The organism is Burkholderia sp. PAMC 28687, from assembly GCF_001577465.1.
Lineage (GTDB): Bacteria > Pseudomonadota > Gammaproteobacteria > Burkholderiales > Burkholderiaceae > Caballeronia.
The window spans coordinates 713,352-729,517 of the sequence record NZ_CP014506.1 but is presented as its reverse complement, the minus strand read 5'-3'; the positions used below and the strand labels follow the sequence as shown (position 1 = coordinate 729,517).

Here is a 16,166-nt window from a genome sequence, read left to right as displayed (position 1 = left end):
ATGCAAACGCACAGAAAAGCTTCTTCACGCGATTGCCTCTTGTAGCGCGAGTTGTTCGTCCGACATTGTCAGCAGTAAGGGACAGCTGGTGCAAAGTTGCGTTTCTCCGGGGATCTCGTAGCGCACGCAACACACGCGGCGTGCGCGAAACGGGTCGGGCAGCAGCGCCGAGCGCGGCTTCATCTGGCGGATGGGGGCGCGCAGCGGATTGGGTGCGCCATCCGCGCCGAGGGAAAGTCCGAAGAGCCATGCAGCATCGCCACGATCGTCTTCCTCGCCCGGCAGCAGCGCGCATTGCTCCAGCAAGTAGTCGAGCAGATTGCCTGCGTTGCTCCACAACACGCGTGGCGCGATGCGCGTCATGCCGGCGAGCATCCCGATCACTGTATCGAGATGCTCGAGCAGGCCGGCGTAGTTGAGCACGGTATCGTGGGTATGCGGTTTGAGCGCGTCGGCTGCGAAACGCAGCGCGACCGGCATGCCTTCGCGCAGGACAAGCTGCGCTCTCAATGGCGACATGTCCAGAGGACGTCGCAGCAGCCGCGCCGCCAGAATACCCGCGGGTGCAGCAAGCCCGAAATAGTACTTGCTCCATTGCGATAACAACGCACGCGCGTGAAGCTCGGCATCGCCGCCATAGTGATGGACCATTGCATCGAGCAACGCGTTCCGATGCGCGCCCAGCGACGACAAAGGGATGCTGATGTCGTTCGTTTCCAAAGCATGATCGGGCGCACCGAGCCACACGTTCTGCAGATACGGCGCGATCGATGCCGGCGCGAACGATGCAAGACATTGCGAAGCATTCGACGCGGCGTCCGGACTCATCGTCCGCTCCGCTTTTCGCGCCATACCTGCAGCACCAGAAGCGCAAGCAGATAAGGCGCGCCGATCAACGCCGTCAGCACGCCCGCCGGAATCTCACGTGGCGCGAGCAGCGTGCGTGCGGCGATATCGGCGGCGGCGAGCACCAGCGCACCGATCGCGGCCGCGAGCCAGAGCCGGGTCCGATGTGCCCGCGCGCCGAGCATGTTCGCCAGATGCGGCGCCATCAATCCGATAAACCCCACCGGCCCGACCGCCGCCACCGCCGCGCATGCAGCGAGCGTGGCAATGGTGAGCACGAGCGGCCTCAGCACGCTGATTGGCACGCCAAGCGCGACCGCCTGATCATCGCCGAGTGCGAGCAGGTCGAGTGGACGCGCGAGCAACGCAAGTACCGGTAGGGCAACGACGCACCACGGCAGCAGCGCCGCGACTTCGCCCCAACTGCGCCCATATGTGCCACCTACGAGCCACACCACGAACCGCGCCGGCTGCACACTTTGCTGCGTGATCAGCCATTGCGACAACGTAGTCCATAACGTACCAATGACAATGCCCGTCAACGCCACCGCGAGTGGCGCGTAATGATGCCGCCGATTGAGCAACAAGGTAAGCAGAAGGGTTATGCCACCGCCAGTCAACGCGGCGCCCGAAACGATCGCGTGACCGGCGAGCGGCCAGATCATCAGCGCGACGAGCGTCGTCAGCCCCGCCCCTTGCGTGACGCCGAGCACCTCGGGACCCGCCAGCGGATTTCTCACGATGCTCTGCATCAACACGCCGCTCGATGCCAGCAACGCGCCCGCAAGCAACGCGCACACGAGGCGTGGCACGCGCAGATCGAGCAGCATGCGCGCCACATCGTCACGATGAGCAAGGACGCCGAGCCATCGCTCGGGACCCAGCCACGTCGGGCCAGACGATGCACCGATTACCAGGATCACCGCGCACGTCGCCGCCAGGATCGCCGCGACCGCCGGCCACGGCAACGCGCTCATCGCGCGGACGAAGCGCGTGCCGCGTGCTTCCACCGCACGTTCCTGGCCCCCATGCAGCACGCCTGCCCACGCGGCGCCGCTGCGGATCATCGCGAGCATCAGCGGCGTGCCGGCGAACGCAATGGCGACGCCTGTGGAAAGCGTCGAGTCGAGATCGAGTGCGAGTACGGCGCTGTCGGTGACGAGCACGAGCGCGCCGCCCACCAGCGCCGATAACGGCACGAGCGCGCCCAGCTTCGATGCCTTCGCGCCGCGAATCTGCCGCAGCAGATTCGGCGCGATCAATCCAACGTAGGAGAGCGGTCCCGCAATGCTCACCGCGACGCTCGCAAAAGCGACCGCGACGGTCAGCGCCGCGAGCCGCGTGGCGTCGATACGAACGCCGAGCGCAGCGGCGGCATCGTCGCCAAGAGACAGCGGATCGAGCGGCCGCATGACGAACGGCAACGCAACGAGCGGCACGACGAGCCACCCAAGCGCCGACTTCAATCCGGCCGCGCCCGGCTGATACAAACTGCCGCTCGCCCATAGCGATGCGCCCACCACGGTCTGCTCGAAGAAGGCCAGCAACAGTGTCGATATGGCCGAGAACAGCAGCATGCAGACGCTGCCCGCCAGCACCAGCCGAAGCGGGGTCGCCCGCCAGCCGCCGGCGGCCGCCGCAACACATGCAGCGGCCGCGAGACCGCAGGCAAACAGCAACGGCACGGAGGCCGCGCCGAATACGGCGGGCAGGATCATCGCGGCGAGCAAGCCGAGTTGCGCGCCGCCCGTGATCCCAAGCAGATCGGGCGATGCCAGCGGATTGCGCGTCAGTGCCTGGAACAACGTGCCGGCGACCGCAAGACAGCCGCCCGCCACGAGCGCCGCTGCAATGCGCGGCACATTCAGGTCGAAGAGAAAGACACCGGCGAGCTGAGCCGCGTCGCTGCCGGGCGCGGCCTCAAGCCACGCACGGACATCGGGCGCGAGGCGCAACAGCGCAACCGCGACGATCAGGAGCACGAGCAAGACGACCAGCAAACCCACGCGGCTTTTGACCGGCGCGCGCCATCGCTCGGAAGACGAGGCAAGCGTGGTCATGCGACCAGATCCCTGGCCGGGCTTCCCAGCGATTCCGCTTCGTAAGCCGGCACGCACATAGGCGCACCCGTCTGCGGATGTGCGATCTTCAGCATCCGCACGCCGAACGTATCGTTGAGATGATGCGGGTCGAGCATGGCATCGGGCGCGCCATGAGCGACGATCCGGCCGGCGCGCATCAATACGATTTCATCGCTGAACGCGGCAGCCTGGTTGAGGTCGTGCAGCACCCATACGATCGTCAATCCGCGCTCGCGATTCAGCCGCCGCAGTTCGTGGAGAATATCGAGTTGATGATGGATGTCGAGATAGGTTGTCGGCTCGTCGAGCAACACGATAGGCGCCTGTTGCGCCAACGCCATCGCGATCCACACCCGCTGACGTTCGCCGCCCGAGAGCGCGGCGACATCGCGTGCTGAATCATCGGCCAGGCCGCTTGCTTCGAGCGCTTCATCGATCGCTGCGTGATCCGCGCGTGTCAGTCCTTTCAGCCAGCCGCCATACGCATAACGCCCGTATGCAACCAGTTCACGCACAGTCAGCCCTGCCGGAATCTGGTTGAACTGCGCAAGCATGGTCAGCGTCCGGGCGAGCACGCGCCGGCGCAATGTACCAATAGGCACGCCGTTCACTTCGACATGTCCACCAAGCGCCGGCTGCAATCCGGCAAGCGTGCGCAGCAACGTGCTCTTGCCGCACCCGTTCGGGCCGCACAGCGCGGTAACCCGCCCTGCCTGGATACTCACATCCAGCCGGTCAAGCACTATATGTTCCCCGTATCCAACCGTCAGCGAGTGCGCGGCCAGTGCGGGTCCTGCGGGCAATGTCATCGTGTATCCGTCCGCTCGCTGTAGCTTTGCGCCATCGCGACCACGACCTTGCGCGGTCCTTCGAACGGATCGCGGGCGTGCGCGGTCAGCATGTTGTCGAGCATCAGCACGTCGCCGGTCATCCACGGAAACACGATGCGCTGCTCGTCCAGCACGCCGCGAATCTCCGCGAGCGCTTCAGCTTCTATCGGTTCGCCGTCGCCGTAATACACGTTGCGTGGCACGTTTTCCAGGCCGACGGCATCGACGAGTGCTTCCTGCATGTCTTCATCGAGCGTCGAGAGATGGAACAGATTCGCCTGGTTGAACCACACCATCTCGCCCGTGCGCGGATGGCGCGCGACCGCCTGGCAGCGTTCGCGGGTACGCAGGAGCAGTTCGTCAGCGTCGCCATCGCGCCACTCGTATTCGATACCGCGCGTCGCGCAGATCCGTTCGACCACTGCAGGGTCATCTGAGCCGAATGCGTTTTGCCATGGCAGATCGAGTCCTTGCCCGAAGTTGCGCACGTACAGCAGCTCGCGTTTTGCAAAACGGTCGACCAGCGCGGGATCGAGTGCCCGGTAGACCGCGCGGCTGTCCGCAATCGGCGTCGCGCCGCCCGATCGCGCCGCCAGCGCGCAATGGAACCAGATGCGCAACGGCCACTCGCGTGTGTACGACTGTTCGTTATGCAGCGGAATGGAGCGATGCGGCGGATATTCCGTCGATGTGTACACGGCGCCCTCGACCTGGCTGCGCGGCGTCGATGCAAATTCATACCCAATGAGCGGATCTCCGCACGATGCGGCGAAGCGCTGGAATGCTTCTATCGATGCAACCTCGAAGCCCGTGAAGCGCAGCCCGCCTGAACGCTCGAGCGTACTATCGATGATCGTGCGCAGCGGCGCTGCGGCTTCTTCAAGCGAGATACTGACGCCGGGTCTGGGCGAGACCACGGTCGGCAATCCCGGTTCGATGTTCAGATCGTCCAGCGTCGGCCATGCTTCTGGAAGCGAGTTCATGCGAAATTCTCCTGGCGCGGGATGACATCACCCGGCATGCATGTTCAGGACGCGACGCCGTCCATGTGGCGGCGCAGACTGGCCGGACGCATGTCGGTCCAGACGGTTTCGATATGCGCGAGACACGTGTCCTTCGAGCCGCTCACGCCGACCGTGCGCCAGCCCGCAGGCACTGCGCGAAAGGTCGGCCAGAGCGAATACTGCTCCTCGTCATTGATGACGACCGTGTACTCGAGTTCGTCGGCTTCGCGTGCGAACGCGGTCGGGGTGTGCTGGGCTTGCGTCATGATCGGCGGCCTGGTCGGGGAAAACTTGGGAGGTCGGCGGCCGGAAGCCTTGAGCTCACGGCGCCATCTGTATGGAATAGACGCTTGGGGAAAGCGAATTTTTACCGGCGACGTGCGCAGCCGTCGAAATAGCGCGGATTCGCGTCGCCGCGATGGCAGGCATCGAGGCTATCGACACAATGCTTTTCAGCGTCACGCACCATGAAATGGACCAGCGTTTGCGAGACGTTGAGCGCGCTCGCCGTGCTTTTCAGCGTTTCCTCGCGCAAACGCACCATCTCGAAGGCCGCGCGGCAGCGCGCCGGCAATTGTTCCAGCGCAGCCATAACCTGACGCAGCGTGTCGCGCGTCTCGGCCATGACCTCGGGCGTGCATTGCGGCGACGGCACGTCGAGGCCGTCGTCTTCGTCGGCGTGATAGGTGTTTTCGAGCGTCTGCGAACGGCACGCATCGATCGATGCATTGCGCACCATCCGCGCGACATACGCGGCGGGCTGGCGGACCGCGTCCTGATTGGGGAAATCGATGAGCTTGATGAAGACGTCGTGGACAACGTCTTCTGCCCGGCTGCCGCAACCGACAAAACCACGCGCCATGTTCACGAGCATCGGCCGGTTGGAGATGGCGATGTCGAGCAGCGTGCGCGCAGGGCACGCTGCTTTCTGCGCGGGCGATTCAGTTGCCGGTTGGGCGTCATGTACGGGACGCCATGCGTTCCCGGCGCTAACGAGCGAAGGAGGTATCAGCGGTGTGGCGGGCGATTGTGCCGGCCGGTCGAGCACTTCCGTCATCGAGTTGCCCCTCATTTCTAGGTCGGATTTCAATATAACCTAAACGAGAAGCATTCTCAAATGCAGCTTACAATTAAGGTCTTTACTTGCTTTCAGCCTTGAACCTGGCTAGACGCGCGGCCTGAACCAGCCGCCCGGCTGGTTCAATGCGTTACCGGTCGGGCGCTTATGCGGCGGCGCTGACGCCCCGGTTTCCATCGGCACGGGACCGGCGATACTGCCCGGCCGACTCCGCTTCCTCGTTGCGGCGCAGTTCATCGATATAAGCCCGTGCGGCTGCTTCAGCCCGATGCCGGGCCGCTGCCGGTTGCGCGAACGCTGCCGCGTCGAGACCAGGAACCGGCAAGCGGTAGTCCATCACCGCCGCCGCAGTCCCGGCCACGACAGCACGTGCGACGAAGCTCGTGGGCTTGGCGCTATCGGTGAGATCCAGGGCGCTTTGCGCCCAGGCCGTGATCCGATAACCGCGGTAAATGCTTTCGCTAAACCTGAACATGATCTTCTCTCCAGAATCCGTTTAGGGATTGCAAGAGCAGATGGCGTGCCCAGGGCCTTATTTCAGGCGTTTTGCGTCAGGCGATAGCGTCCACCCGCGCGCCGTAAACCTCCAGCGCGGCATCGTGCAATGCACGCAAAACGACGGTCGCCGCCGGCGACAACAAGCGCGTTTGCCGGGTGATGATTCCGAACGCGTCCATGCGGCAAGGCAATTCGATAGCAAGACGCTTCAGCGTGCCGAACTCCTCGTATTGCCGCGCGACCTCTTCTGGCATCACGGCAAGCATGTCGCTTTGCAGCAGGATGCCCGAGATCGCGACGATGTTGTTCGTGTTCACCACGTTATCCGGCGCGGCGAGACCGATCTGCGAAAACACCATGTCGAACCGATGACGCAAGACGCTGCCCGGGGGATGCAAGACCCAGCCCTCGCTGACAATGTCAGCCATCGTCAGCGTGCTTGCGCTCGCCAACGGATGCCCGGGACGCACGACCACACAAAGCGGTTCCTCGGCGATAGGCTCGTAACGCACTGCATCCTTGAACTGGCCTTGCCGCTCGAGCACGCGGCCAACCATGATGTCGAGATGTCCCTGGGCCACGAGCGGCAACATCACGTCCGATGTCTCCACTTGCAGCCAGATCTGCAACTGCGGATAGCTCGCCTTCACGCGTGCGATTGCGAGCGGCACCATCGTCGCAGCGGCGGCGGCGATCGCGCCGATCTGGACTTGCCCCACGAGACCCGCGCGCAATGCGGCGATTTCGTCATGCGCCTGGCTCAGGTTCGACAGGACCATGCGCGCGTGCCGGATCATCACTTCGCCGTACAGCGTGGGGTGCATGCCATGCGGCGTGCGGTCGAAGAGCCGCACTTCCAGCACATCCTCCAGTTCCTTCAATAATCGCGATGCCGCCGGCTGCGTCATGCCGAGGATCTCGGCTGCGCGGCGCACGTTGCCCTCCTCCTCCATTGCCGCGAGAAGAAGCAGTTGCCGCGTCTTGAGGCGCGTGCGCACGGTGATGTTCGAATAGTTTTGGGCCATGCAATGCGCCTGCGGCAAGTTTTACGATCGCCAATCGTAGCCGATCCTGACCGGCTGAGGCCAGCTTGAGCAAGCTTCCATCCCAGAATGTAGGAGCATCGCGGACATACCGGATTTGATATCGGTATCGTCAAAAAACTGATTGGAAAGGAATCAGCCGCTTCCTTAAGATGCAGTCAAACTTTTAGAACCTGAGACTGCGCCCTTTGCGTTTGCAGCAAGCCTGATAGCGAGTTCGCGAGGGCATGAGGGCTAACCCGACAAGACGCGGCCTGCCTCGCGCACATTACGACCGTACAACAAACCCGCCTGCCTGCCGGAACAACGATTGACCCGCAATACCGCAAGAAGAGGCGAACGGGCTGCAAGCCTGCGCTTCGCTGCATGTCACTTGAGTCATGCAGCCTCAATTCAACCAGGAGACGCCCTCATGAACCGTAAGCTTCGTCGTTTGACCTTGTCCGCCATTGCCGCAGCCACACTCGGCATCACGTTCGCCCCGCAGATGTCCGCTCATGCCGACGAACCGCTGAAGGTCGGTTTCCTCGTCAAGATGCCCGAACAGGCGTGGTTTATCAACGAACAGAAAGCGGCATCCGCGCTTGGACAAAAGGAAAAATTCTCAGTGGTGAACATCGGCACGCCGGATGGCGAGAAGGTGCTGTCCGCCATCGATAACCTTGGCGCGCAGGGCGCTCAAGGCTTCGTGATCTGCGCGCCCGACGTGCGTCTCGGACCGGCCATCCAGGCCCGCGCGAAGCGCTACAACATGAAGTTCGTGACGGTCGATGACCAACTGGTCGACTCGACCGGCAAGCCGCTGCCGAACGTCCCGCACCTCGGCATGTCCGCATTCAAGATCGGCAATCAGGTCGGCACCGCCATCTCGGACGAAATGAAAAAGCGCGGCTGGAAGCCCGAGGAAGTGGGCGCGCTGCGCATCACGGATTACGAACTCCCGACGGCGAAGCAACGCACCGACGGCGCCACGCAGACGCTCCTGGCGAGCGGCTTCAAGAAAGAAAATATCTTCGATGCCCCGCAAAAGACGACGGACGACGAAGGCGGTTTCAACGCGGCATCGCCGGTCTTGTCGCAGCATCCGAACATCAAGAAATGGGTGATCTACGCGATCAATGAAGAGACCGTGCTCGGCGCCGTGCGCGCGACCGAACAACTGCATATTGCGTCGGCGGATGTGATCGGCGTGGGCATCAACGGCGCGGGTGAAGCGTTCGCCGAATTCCAGAAGAAGGAACAAACGGGCTTCTACGGCACCATTGCCGTGAGCTCGACAAACCATGGGAAGGACAGCACGCAGAACCTCGTCGACTGGATCAAGAACGGCAAGCAGCCGCCCGCCGATACGCAGACCACCGGCAAGCTGATGGTTCGCAGCAACTGGCAGGACGTGCGCAAGGAACTGGGTATCTGAGCGTTTGGCCGCGGGCGTCGTGCATGTCATGCACGTCATGGCGCCCGCTTCAGTTTTCAACCAAGGAACGCTCAATGATGGATACCGCAGTGGCCACGGCCGCGCCTTATCTCCTGCTCGATAACATCACCGTGCGTTTTCCCGGCGTGCTTGCGCTCGACTCCGTGTCGCTCGGCGTGCGCACGGGCGAAGTCCACGGGCTGATGGGCGAGAACGGCGCGGGCAAGTCGACGTTGCTCAAAGTGCTGTCGGGCGTGAATTCGACAAGCGGTGGAAGCTTGTCGCTCGACGGCGTCGAGCAGCAGTTCACGACCACCAAGGCCGCCATTGAGGCGGGCATCGCGATCATCTATCAGGAGCTGCATCTCGTCCCGGAACTGACCGTGGCCGAGAACCTGATGCTTGGCGCAATGCCGAACCGCTTCGGCATGCTCGACGAAAAGGCGCTGGTCAAGCGCGCAATCTCCGAGCTGGACCGGCTGGGTGAAAAGATCGATCCGAACATGCAAGTCAAGCACTTGTCGATCGGGCAACGCCAGATGATCGAGATCGGCAAGGCGCTGATGCGCAACGCACGCGTGATCGCGTTCGATGAACCCACGAGTTCATTGTCATCGCGCGAGACGGAGCAACTGTTCAAGATCATTCGCGCGCTCAAAAGCGAGGGACGCGCGATCATCTACGTGACGCACCGCATGGACGAGGTCTATGCGCTTTGCGATCGCGTGACGGTGTTTCGCGATGGCCGGCGCATCGAGACCTTCGAGGAAGTCGACGGACTCGAACGCGATCGCCTGATCAGTTGCATGGTCGGACGCTCCATTCACGACGTGTACGGCTACCGTGCACGCGACATAGGCGATGTGCAGCTCGATGTGCAGGCGCTGATGGGTCCGGGTCTGGCGGAACCGGCGTCGTTCAGCGTGCGCAAGGGCGAAATAGTCGGCTTCTTCGGGCTCGTTGGCGCGGGCCGTTCCGAGCTGATGAAGCTGATCTACGGTGCGGTCAAACCCGTGTCGGGGCAGATCGTGCTCAAGGGATCGAAACGCAAGTTCAGATCGCCGCGCGACGCCGTGCGCGCGGGCGTGGCGCTGTGTCCGGAAGATCGCAAGCAGGAAGGCATTGTGTCGATCGCTTCGGTTTCCGACAATATGAACATGAGCTGCCGCCGGCACTTCAGCCCGTTCAACATCCTGAACAGCCGCAAGGAAGCCGCGACGACAACCGACTACATCGCGAAGCTCGCCATCAAGACGCGCAACGGCAACACGCCTATTGGCACGCTTTCCGGCGGCAATCAGCAGAAGGTCATTCTTTCGCGCTGGCTCGCCGAAGAGATCGATGTGTTCCTGATGGACGAGCCGACACGCGGTATCGATGTCGGCGCACGTAGCGAAATCTACGGCCTGTTGTACGGGCTTGCGGAAGCGGGGCGCACGGTCATCGTGGTATCGAGCGATCTGGCCGAGGTCATTGGCGTGGCGGATCGCGTGATGGTGATGCGCGAAGGAAAGATCGTCGGCAACCTGCCCAAGGCGCAGGCGACGCCCGATCAACTCATCAAGCTCGCCCTGCCCGGCTGATTCACCTTCATCACCGATAACACCCGCAGCACGTTCAACGCGCTGCGAACGAAAGAGACATCATGGAAATTACCCCCGTCACCAATCAGTCGAATCCCGCTCAAAGCACGGGCTCGCGTGCTCGCGCCGCGCGGACCTGGGACCTCATCAACAAGTCGGGCATCGTCATGGTGTTCGTGATCCTGTTCGTGACGCTGGCCTTCACCGTCCCGGGTTTCATCAGCTCGCGCAATATCCAGGGCTTGCTGTTGTCGGTCACGTTGATCGGTTCGATCTCCGTCACCATGATGTTCGTGCTCGCGCTCGGCGAGGTGGATTTGTCGGTGGCCTCGATCGTGGCGTTTGCCGGGGTGGTGGCGTCCACGCTGATCACGTCCACGCATAGCGTCACGCTGGGGATCGCCGGCGGCGTGCTCGCAGGCGGTGCAGTCGGACTCGTGAACGGCGTGCTGATTGCACGCTGGAAGATCAACTCGCTGATCGTCACGCTGGCAATGATGGAAGTGGTTCGCGGACTCGCCTACATCACGTCGAACGGCGATGCCGTGATGATCTCCGAAGAACGTTTCTTCGATCTCGGCGGCGGATCGTTCCTCGGCATCTCCTTTCCGATCTGGTCGAACATCGTCGGCTTCTTGCTGTTTGGTTTTCTGCTGAAAAAGACCGTGTTCGGCAAGAACGTGCTGGCGGTGGGCGGCAATAGCGAAGCGGCGCTGCTGGCAGGTCTGCCGGTCATGCGCATCAAGATTACGGTGTTCGTGCTGCAAGGACTCGTGACAGGGTTCGCCGGTGTCATGCTGGCTTCGCGGATGAGTCTTGGAGACCCCAAGACGTCGGTCGGGCTGGAACTCGGGGTGATATCGGCCTGCGTGCTTGGCGGCGTGTCGCTGACCGGTGGCGTGGCCACGATCTCCGGCGTGCTGGTCGGCGTGCTGATCATGGGCTCGGTGCAGGATGCAATGAGCCTCATGAATGTGCCGACCTTTTATCAGTACCTGATTCGCGGCGGGATTCTGCTGCTGGCAGTGTTGTTCGATCAGTATCGGAGAAGCAAGCGGGTGGCGTGAGCGGAGCGCCGGCGATTTTAAGGGCACGGGGCGCGGTCAGCGAAAGCCGTTCCGGCCCGCCGCCGGCCGGTCCCGAAACAGGCTGATTTCACGAGTCTCCCGTCCGGGAGCATTCTCCATCGCCACCGCTTTCCTCAGCGCTCGCGCCAAACCGGTTCGATGATTCTTTCGCCGTCCCGCCGAGTGCGGGCGGCATCTGCACTATCCTCTCCGCTGAGCTACGGCTCGAAATCGCACGCAGCGCAAAAAAGGACAGTTGCGCGGCCCCATCAGGAGCCGCAGAATTGGCGCACCCGGCTGCCGGGTGTCCTGCTGCGCACGGCCGAAATACCATTCGCGTGCCTATATCGGTCCTCTTGAAGCTATCTCCTGGCGGAGCGCCTGTGAAATACCCGTTGATCCTTGGATTCGGTATCGTCGCTCTTGATGTCGTCGTATGGCGGCTGCGGGTGCCTCCCAACGAGCTCATACGGCTGTTCATACGGCTCACGCTCTTTAGCGCGCTGAGCGCGGTGCTCTTCTCGTCAGGCCTGAACCCCTTCACGCAAGCTCCGGATGCCGCCGCGCCCGAGCTCCACTGGCTGGGCCAGATCGTCGAAATAATCTGGTGGCTGATGGGCGCACGGCTGCTTACCCTTTCCCTCGACACGCTTTTATTGCCAAGCACCTGGCGAAAGCAGCGGCTCTTTTCGGACGTGTTCGGCGCCGTGGTCTTTCTGGCCGCGGTCGTGGCCGCCCTCGGTTTTGTGCTCGCGTTGCCGGTGCGTGGACTGGTCGCCACATCCGGGGCGCTTGCCATCGTCCTGGGTCTGGCGATCCAGAGCACGCTGAGCGACGTGTTCGCGGGCATTGTGTTGAACACCACGGAGCCGTACTCGGTCGGCGACTGGGTCATGATCGATGACGTGGAAGGCAGGGTTGTCGAAATGAACTGGCGCGCCACTCACTTGCTGACAGGCCAGGGAAATACGCTGATCGTGCCGAACGCGGTTGCATCGAAGGGCAAGATTTCGAATAACAGCAGGCCGGCCAATGTCCACGGGCTGTCGCTTGTGCTTGAAATCGCTCCCGAAGCGCGGCCACAGACAGTGCTCGAAGCGCTGCGCCGCGCACTCACCGGCTGCGACATCATCCTGAACGCGCCTGCGCCTTATGCCCACATGAAGCGCACTACAGTGAACTCGGTGCAATACGAGGTGGTTGCGTTTGTCGACAACATGGACAAGAAACTCGCCGCGTCCAACGAATTGTTCGACCTTTGCTACCGGCATCTTGCTTCGTCAGCCATTCCCATGCGCGCGCTCGGCGTCCCTGCGCCGGTCGAAAGCACGCATGACGCAAAAGAAGCGCTGCTCAAACGCGTGAGCCTGTTCGAAAGTCTGACTGGGGATGAAGTAAAGCGGCTCGCCACACGACTTTCACGTCATGAATATCAGGAACATCAGGTGATATCCGCGCCCGATACAGTGCCCGATAGTCTGTCTATCGTCGCGTCGGGGGTTCTCTCCGTCAAATTCACCGAACCGTCAGGCGAGCGCGAGATCGCGCGAGTGGGTCCAGGCGAAGCATTCGGAGAGGCAGGTCTGCTTGCAGGACTTCCCATGCGCGTGTCCGTCTCCACACTCACGCCCTCCGTGCTGTATCAGTTGGGCAAGGAGGACATGACAGCTTTCCTCAAGGACCATCCGGAGGTTGCCAGGCAGATGTGCCAGCTTCTGGCTTCCCGTCAGGACAGGCTCGGGAAATTGACGACACCGATTCCCGAAGACCACGAAACTCATCAATCGATATTTCAGTGGCTGGTCGGGAAAGTCTGGCACCAGCATTCGCTGCACGACGAACCGCATGGGCCCAGCAGTCGGCAATGAAGCGATACATACAGTCAAACTGTACAGTTTGACTGTATGTATGTTATCGTCTGCACATGGTCAAACAATCACCCACGCCTGAGACTCTCAGGTCGGCCGCTCTTGCCGGTGAACTGCGCATTTCTGTTGGAAAACTCATTCGACGGTTGCGTGAGCAAGCGCATCCGGGCGACTTCACCTCCGCCCAGAAATCGGTCCTCCATCGTCTGGATCGCGACGGGCCCGCAACCGTCTCCGCTCTTGCCCGTGCGGAAAGCGTGCGTCCGCAGTCCATGCGCGTCACAGTGGCCGGCCTGGAGGCCATCGGGGCCATCAGTGGCAAGGCCGATCCAGCCGATGGACGAAAAACGCTGATCGACCTGACTCCCGCCTTCCGAAAAACCATCAAGGCCAGCCGTGCTGCCAGAGAAGACTGGCTGCTCCGCGCTTTGCAGGCACAACTCTCGCCACAGGAACAGGACGCACTCGCGGCCGCAGTGAAACTGCTGCAGCGGCTCGCCGACTTCTGAGCGAGTCCCAGACCTTTCAGGAAAACCATGGCCGTTACCACGCTCGATCCGAACACCGCCCTTATCGTCGTCGATCTGCAAAAAGGTCTTGTCGGCTCCCCTTTCAGCCATCCCATCGACAAGGTCGTGGAGCGCTCGTGTGCCCTGCTCCACGCGTTTCGTGAACGCGGCCTGACCGTCGTGCTGGTCAACGTCGCGGGTGGAGCGCCGGGGCGCACCGAGCAGCCGCGCCACAGCAGAACGTTTCCGGCCGGGTGGACCGACCTGATCGATGAACTCGGCCAGCAGCCCGGCGACATCGTCGTGACAAAGCGGACCTGGGGTGCGTTCGCGAGCACCGATCTCGGGGAGCGGCTGAAGGCGCTGGGCGTGACCCAGGTCGTCGTCACGGGTGTCGCTACCGGGACCGGCGTCGAATCGACCGCCCGCCAGGCTTATGAGCACGGGTTCAACGTGACGCTCGCCATCGACGCGATGACGGATTCACGTTCCGAGGCGCACGACTACAGCATCAGGAACGTCTTCCCGAGGCTGGGCGAAACCGGCACGGCCCAGGACATCATCGACCTGCTTGGAACGAGGAACTGAACATGGAATGGCTGCAGCTTGTCTCCTACTTCTTTGGCGGGGTTTTTCTCACCAACGCCGTGCCGCATCTCGTCAGCGGCGTGAAAGGAGAGCCGTTCCAGAGCCCGTTCGCCAAACCGCCGGGGCAAGGGCTTTCATCGTCTACCGTGAACGTGCTCTGGGGCTTCTTCAATATCGTCCTCGGGTATGTGCTCGTCTGCCGCGTCGGCGATTTCGCACTGAAGATCACGAGCGATGCCCTTGCTTTCGGGCTCGGCATCCTGGCCATGGGATTGCTGTGCGCGCGGCTCTTTGGCCGCCTGCACGGCGGTGATAGTCCAGAGCGTTCATGACCGCTTTGTCAACCGGCACATTTCGGTCGCTGAGGAGCTACAACTATCGGGTGTGGGCGGCCGGCGCGCTTGTTTCCAATGTCGGAACCTGGATGCAGCGCACGGCTCAGGACTGGCTCGTGCTCACCCAGCTCACGCATCACAATGCGTCGGCCGTGGGCGTGGTCATGGCGCTCCAGTTCGGGCCGCAGCTTCTGTTGCTGCCCTGGACGGGCTTCGCTGCCGATCACTACAACCAGCGCAAGCTGCTGGTTGCTACGCAGGCAGCCATGGGCACGCTCGCCCTGGCGCTGGGTTTGCTCACCGTCACGGGCGTCGTCCAGCTCTGGCACGTCTATGTGTTCGCCTTCCTGTCCGGCTGCGCGGCAGCATTCGATGCACCCGTGCGCCAGACCTTCGTGGCGGAACTGGTCGGCGACGAGGATCTGTCGAACGCGGTCGCGCTCAATTCGACTTCGTTCAACGCCGCGCGGATGATCGGGCCGGCGGTTGCCGGTCTGGTCATCGCTTCGGTCGGCACCGGCTGGGCGTTCATGATCAACGGCGTGAGTTTTATCGCGGTGCTGGCCTCCCTGTCGTTGTTCCGCGTCTCCGAGTTGCGTGCTAATGCGAGGGCTCGCCGCACCAAGGGCAGCTTCACCGAAGGGTTTCGCTATGTATGGTCCCGGCCGGACCTCAAGGCGATCCTGGTCATGCTGTTCCTGATCGGCACGTTCGGACTGAACTTCCCGATCTTCATCTCGACCATGGCGGTCGGCGTCTTTCATACCGATGCGCGTGGCTATGGTCTCCTGTCATCGATCATGGCGGTTGGCACGGTCGCGGGCGCTCTCCTCGCCGCCCGCCGCGGCAAACCGCAATTCACGTCGCTGCTGATCGGCGCCCTGACGTTCGGGTTCGGCTGCACGCTCGCGGCCGTCGCACCGAATTACTGGCTGTTCGCGGCGGCGCTGGTCGTGATCGGCGTAGCGGCCCTGACCTTCACCAACGCCACCAACACGCTGATGCAGCTCTCGACCGAACCCGCCATGCGCGGACGTGTGATGGCGCTGCGTCTTGGCATTGCGCTCGGGGGCACGCCGATCGGCGCGCCCATCGTTGGCTGGATTGCGGACCATCCCGGCCCGCGCTGGTCGCTAGGCGTTGGTGCTGCATCGGGGTTTATAGCGGCTGTCGTGGCCGCTTATGCGTTGAGGCAGCAGCTTCATCGGCCTCGTCAAGCGGATGCGCATGACCTTGGCTGATGGAGCTGCGACGCCCGCGGCCGGCTTGAAATGCTCAGCAGGACGTTCGTCAGCTTCTGATTGTCGTGCCGACTCACTCTCATTCAATTGAGACGCGCAGGCAAGCAATCGGGACGTTCAGGCAAATTCATCGATTAGTCAACTGCTACCATTCCTTCGCCTGATTCATCAGGTGAGA

16 protein-coding genes are annotated in these 16,166 nt (G+C 62.5%); 8 read left to right on the top strand and 8 right to left on the bottom strand.

Annotation, left to right across the window (positions count from 1 at the left end):
- Nucleotides 1-24 precede the first annotated feature (24 nt).
- The 8 genes from fhuF to AX768_RS18660 form a co-directional block, all read right to left on the bottom strand.
- A complete protein-coding gene (gene fhuF / locus AX768_RS18695) occupies nt 25-828 on the bottom strand; it encodes a siderophore-iron reductase FhuF (RefSeq protein ID WP_062002325.1) in 804 nt (267 codons plus the stop codon).
- The gene (gene fhuB / locus AX768_RS18690) at nt 825-2,906 is read right to left on the bottom strand and encodes a Fe(3+)-hydroxamate ABC transporter permease FhuB (protein ID WP_062001590.1); all 2,082 of its coding nucleotides are present in this window, start codon (nt 2,904-2,906) and stop codon (nt 825-827) included. The genes fhuF and fhuB overlap by 4 nt, the downstream gene beginning before the upstream one ends.
- A complete protein-coding gene (locus AX768_RS18685; RefSeq protein ID WP_062001589.1) occupies nt 2,903-3,736 on the bottom strand; it encodes an ABC transporter ATP-binding protein in 834 nt (277 codons plus the stop codon). The genes fhuB and AX768_RS18685 overlap by 4 nt, the downstream gene beginning before the upstream one ends.
- Complete coding sequence (locus AX768_RS18680; protein WP_062001588.1) at nt 3,733-4,740, bottom strand: TauD/TfdA family dioxygenase; 1,008 nt, start codon at nt 4,738-4,740, stop codon at nt 3,733-3,735. The genes AX768_RS18685 and AX768_RS18680 overlap by 4 nt, the downstream gene beginning before the upstream one ends.
- A gap of 44 nt (nt 4,741-4,784) precedes the next feature.
- Nucleotides 4,785-5,027, bottom strand: coding sequence for an MbtH family protein (locus AX768_RS18675; protein WP_062001587.1), 243 nt, complete (start codon nt 5,025-5,027; stop codon nt 4,785-4,787).
- A gap of 101 nt (nt 5,028-5,128) precedes the next feature.
- Nucleotides 5,129-5,818, bottom strand: a complete 690-nt coding sequence (locus AX768_RS18670; protein WP_062002324.1) for an RNA polymerase factor sigma-70 — start codon at nt 5,816-5,818, stop codon at nt 5,129-5,131.
- Between the two features lie 166 nt (nt 5,819-5,984).
- Nucleotides 5,985-6,314: a hypothetical protein gene (locus AX768_RS18665; RefSeq protein ID WP_062001586.1), complete on the bottom strand. Its 330-nt coding sequence runs from the start codon at nt 6,312-6,314 to the stop codon at nt 5,985-5,987.
- A gap of 76 nt (nt 6,315-6,390) precedes the next feature.
- Nucleotides 6,391-7,362: a LysR family transcriptional regulator gene (locus AX768_RS18660; RefSeq protein WP_062001585.1), complete on the bottom strand. Its 972-nt coding sequence runs from the start codon at nt 7,360-7,362 to the stop codon at nt 6,391-6,393.
- 430 nt (nt 7,363-7,792) lie between these two features.
- On the opposite strand from AX768_RS18660, the gene AX768_RS18655 reads away from it, so the two are divergent.
- The 8 genes from AX768_RS18655 (at nt 7,793) to AX768_RS18620 (ending at nt 15,988) form a co-directional block, all read left to right on the top strand.
- Entirely contained in the window at nt 7,793-8,797 is a 1,005-nt protein-coding gene (locus tag AX768_RS18655; RefSeq protein WP_062001584.1) for an arabinose ABC transporter substrate-binding protein, read from the top strand.
- A gap of 74 nt (nt 8,798-8,871) precedes the next feature.
- Nucleotides 8,872-10,380, top strand: a complete 1,509-nt coding sequence (araG, locus tag AX768_RS18650) for an L-arabinose ABC transporter ATP-binding protein AraG (RefSeq protein WP_062001583.1) — start codon at nt 8,872-8,874, stop codon at nt 10,378-10,380.
- A 62-nt stretch (nt 10,381-10,442) separates the two neighbouring features.
- Nucleotides 10,443-11,447, top strand: coding sequence for an L-arabinose ABC transporter permease AraH (gene araH / locus AX768_RS18645; protein ID WP_062001582.1), 1,005 nt, complete (start codon nt 10,443-10,445; stop codon nt 11,445-11,447).
- Nucleotides 11,448-11,830: 383 nt separating this feature from the next.
- Nucleotides 11,831-13,315 (top strand): mechanosensitive ion channel family protein, encoded by a 1,485-nt coding sequence (locus AX768_RS18640; protein ID WP_062001581.1) that lies wholly within the window; start codon nt 11,831-11,833, stop codon nt 13,313-13,315.
- A gap of 56 nt (nt 13,316-13,371) precedes the next feature.
- A complete protein-coding gene (locus AX768_RS18635; RefSeq protein ID WP_062001580.1) occupies nt 13,372-13,824 on the top strand; it encodes a MarR family winged helix-turn-helix transcriptional regulator in 453 nt (150 codons plus the stop codon).
- Between the two features lie 27 nt (nt 13,825-13,851).
- Nucleotides 13,852-14,412 carry an isochorismatase family protein gene (locus AX768_RS18630; protein ID WP_062001579.1) on the top strand — a complete coding sequence of 187 codons (561 nt, stop codon included), beginning with the start codon at nt 13,852-13,854 and terminating at the stop codon, nt 14,410-14,412.
- A 2-nt stretch (nt 14,413-14,414) separates the two neighbouring features.
- Entirely contained in the window at nt 14,415-14,744 is a 330-nt protein-coding gene (locus AX768_RS18625) for a hypothetical protein (RefSeq protein ID WP_062001578.1), read from the top strand.
- Nucleotides 14,741-15,988 carry an MFS transporter gene (locus tag AX768_RS18620; protein WP_062001577.1) on the top strand — a complete coding sequence of 416 codons (1,248 nt, stop codon included), beginning with the start codon at nt 14,741-14,743 and terminating at the stop codon, nt 15,986-15,988. The genes AX768_RS18625 and AX768_RS18620 overlap by 4 nt, the downstream gene beginning before the upstream one ends.
- Nucleotides 15,989-16,166: the final 178 nt, after the last annotated feature.

Excerpts from the sequence above, each read along its gene's own strand:
- araG (WP_062001583.1), top strand. The coding sequence starts at position 8,872 with ATGATGGATACCGCAGTGGCCACGGCCGCGCCTTATCTCCTGCTCGAT.
- araH (WP_062001582.1), top strand. The coding sequence starts at position 10,443 with ATGGAAATTACCCCCGTCACCAATCAGTCGAATCCCGCTCAAAGCACG.
- AX768_RS18630 (WP_062001579.1), top strand. The coding sequence starts at position 13,852 with ATGGCCGTTACCACGCTCGATCCGAACACCGCCCTTATCGTCGTCGAT.
- AX768_RS18680 (WP_062001588.1), bottom strand. The coding sequence starts at position 4,740 with ATGAACTCGCTTCCAGAAGCATGGCCGACGCTGGACGATCTGAACATC.
- fhuB (WP_062001590.1), bottom strand. The coding sequence starts at position 2,906 with ATGACCACGCTTGCCTCGTCTTCCGAGCGATGGCGCGCGCCGGTCAAA.
- AX768_RS18655 (WP_062001584.1), top strand. The coding sequence starts at position 7,793 with ATGAACCGTAAGCTTCGTCGTTTGACCTTGTCCGCCATTGCCGCAGCC.
- AX768_RS18625 (WP_062001578.1), top strand. The coding sequence starts at position 14,415 with ATGGAATGGCTGCAGCTTGTCTCCTACTTCTTTGGCGGGGTTTTTCTC.
- AX768_RS18685 (WP_062001589.1), bottom strand. The coding sequence starts at position 3,736 with ATGACATTGCCCGCAGGACCCGCACTGGCCGCGCACTCGCTGACGGTT.
- AX768_RS18670 (WP_062002324.1), bottom strand. The coding sequence starts at position 5,818 with ATGACGGAAGTGCTCGACCGGCCGGCACAATCGCCCGCCACACCGCTG.
- AX768_RS18665 (WP_062001586.1), bottom strand. The coding sequence starts at position 6,314 with ATGTTCAGGTTTAGCGAAAGCATTTACCGCGGTTATCGGATCACGGCC.
- AX768_RS18675 (WP_062001587.1), bottom strand. The coding sequence starts at position 5,027 with ATGACGCAAGCCCAGCACACCCCGACCGCGTTCGCACGCGAAGCCGAC.
- AX768_RS18620 (WP_062001577.1), top strand. The coding sequence starts at position 14,741 with ATGACCGCTTTGTCAACCGGCACATTTCGGTCGCTGAGGAGCTACAAC.
- fhuF (WP_062002325.1), bottom strand. The coding sequence starts at position 828 with ATGAGTCCGGACGCCGCGTCGAATGCTTCGCAATGTCTTGCATCGTTC.
- AX768_RS18635 (WP_062001580.1), top strand. The coding sequence starts at position 13,372 with ATGGTCAAACAATCACCCACGCCTGAGACTCTCAGGTCGGCCGCTCTT.
- AX768_RS18660 (WP_062001585.1), bottom strand. The coding sequence starts at position 7,362 with ATGGCCCAAAACTATTCGAACATCACCGTGCGCACGCGCCTCAAGACG.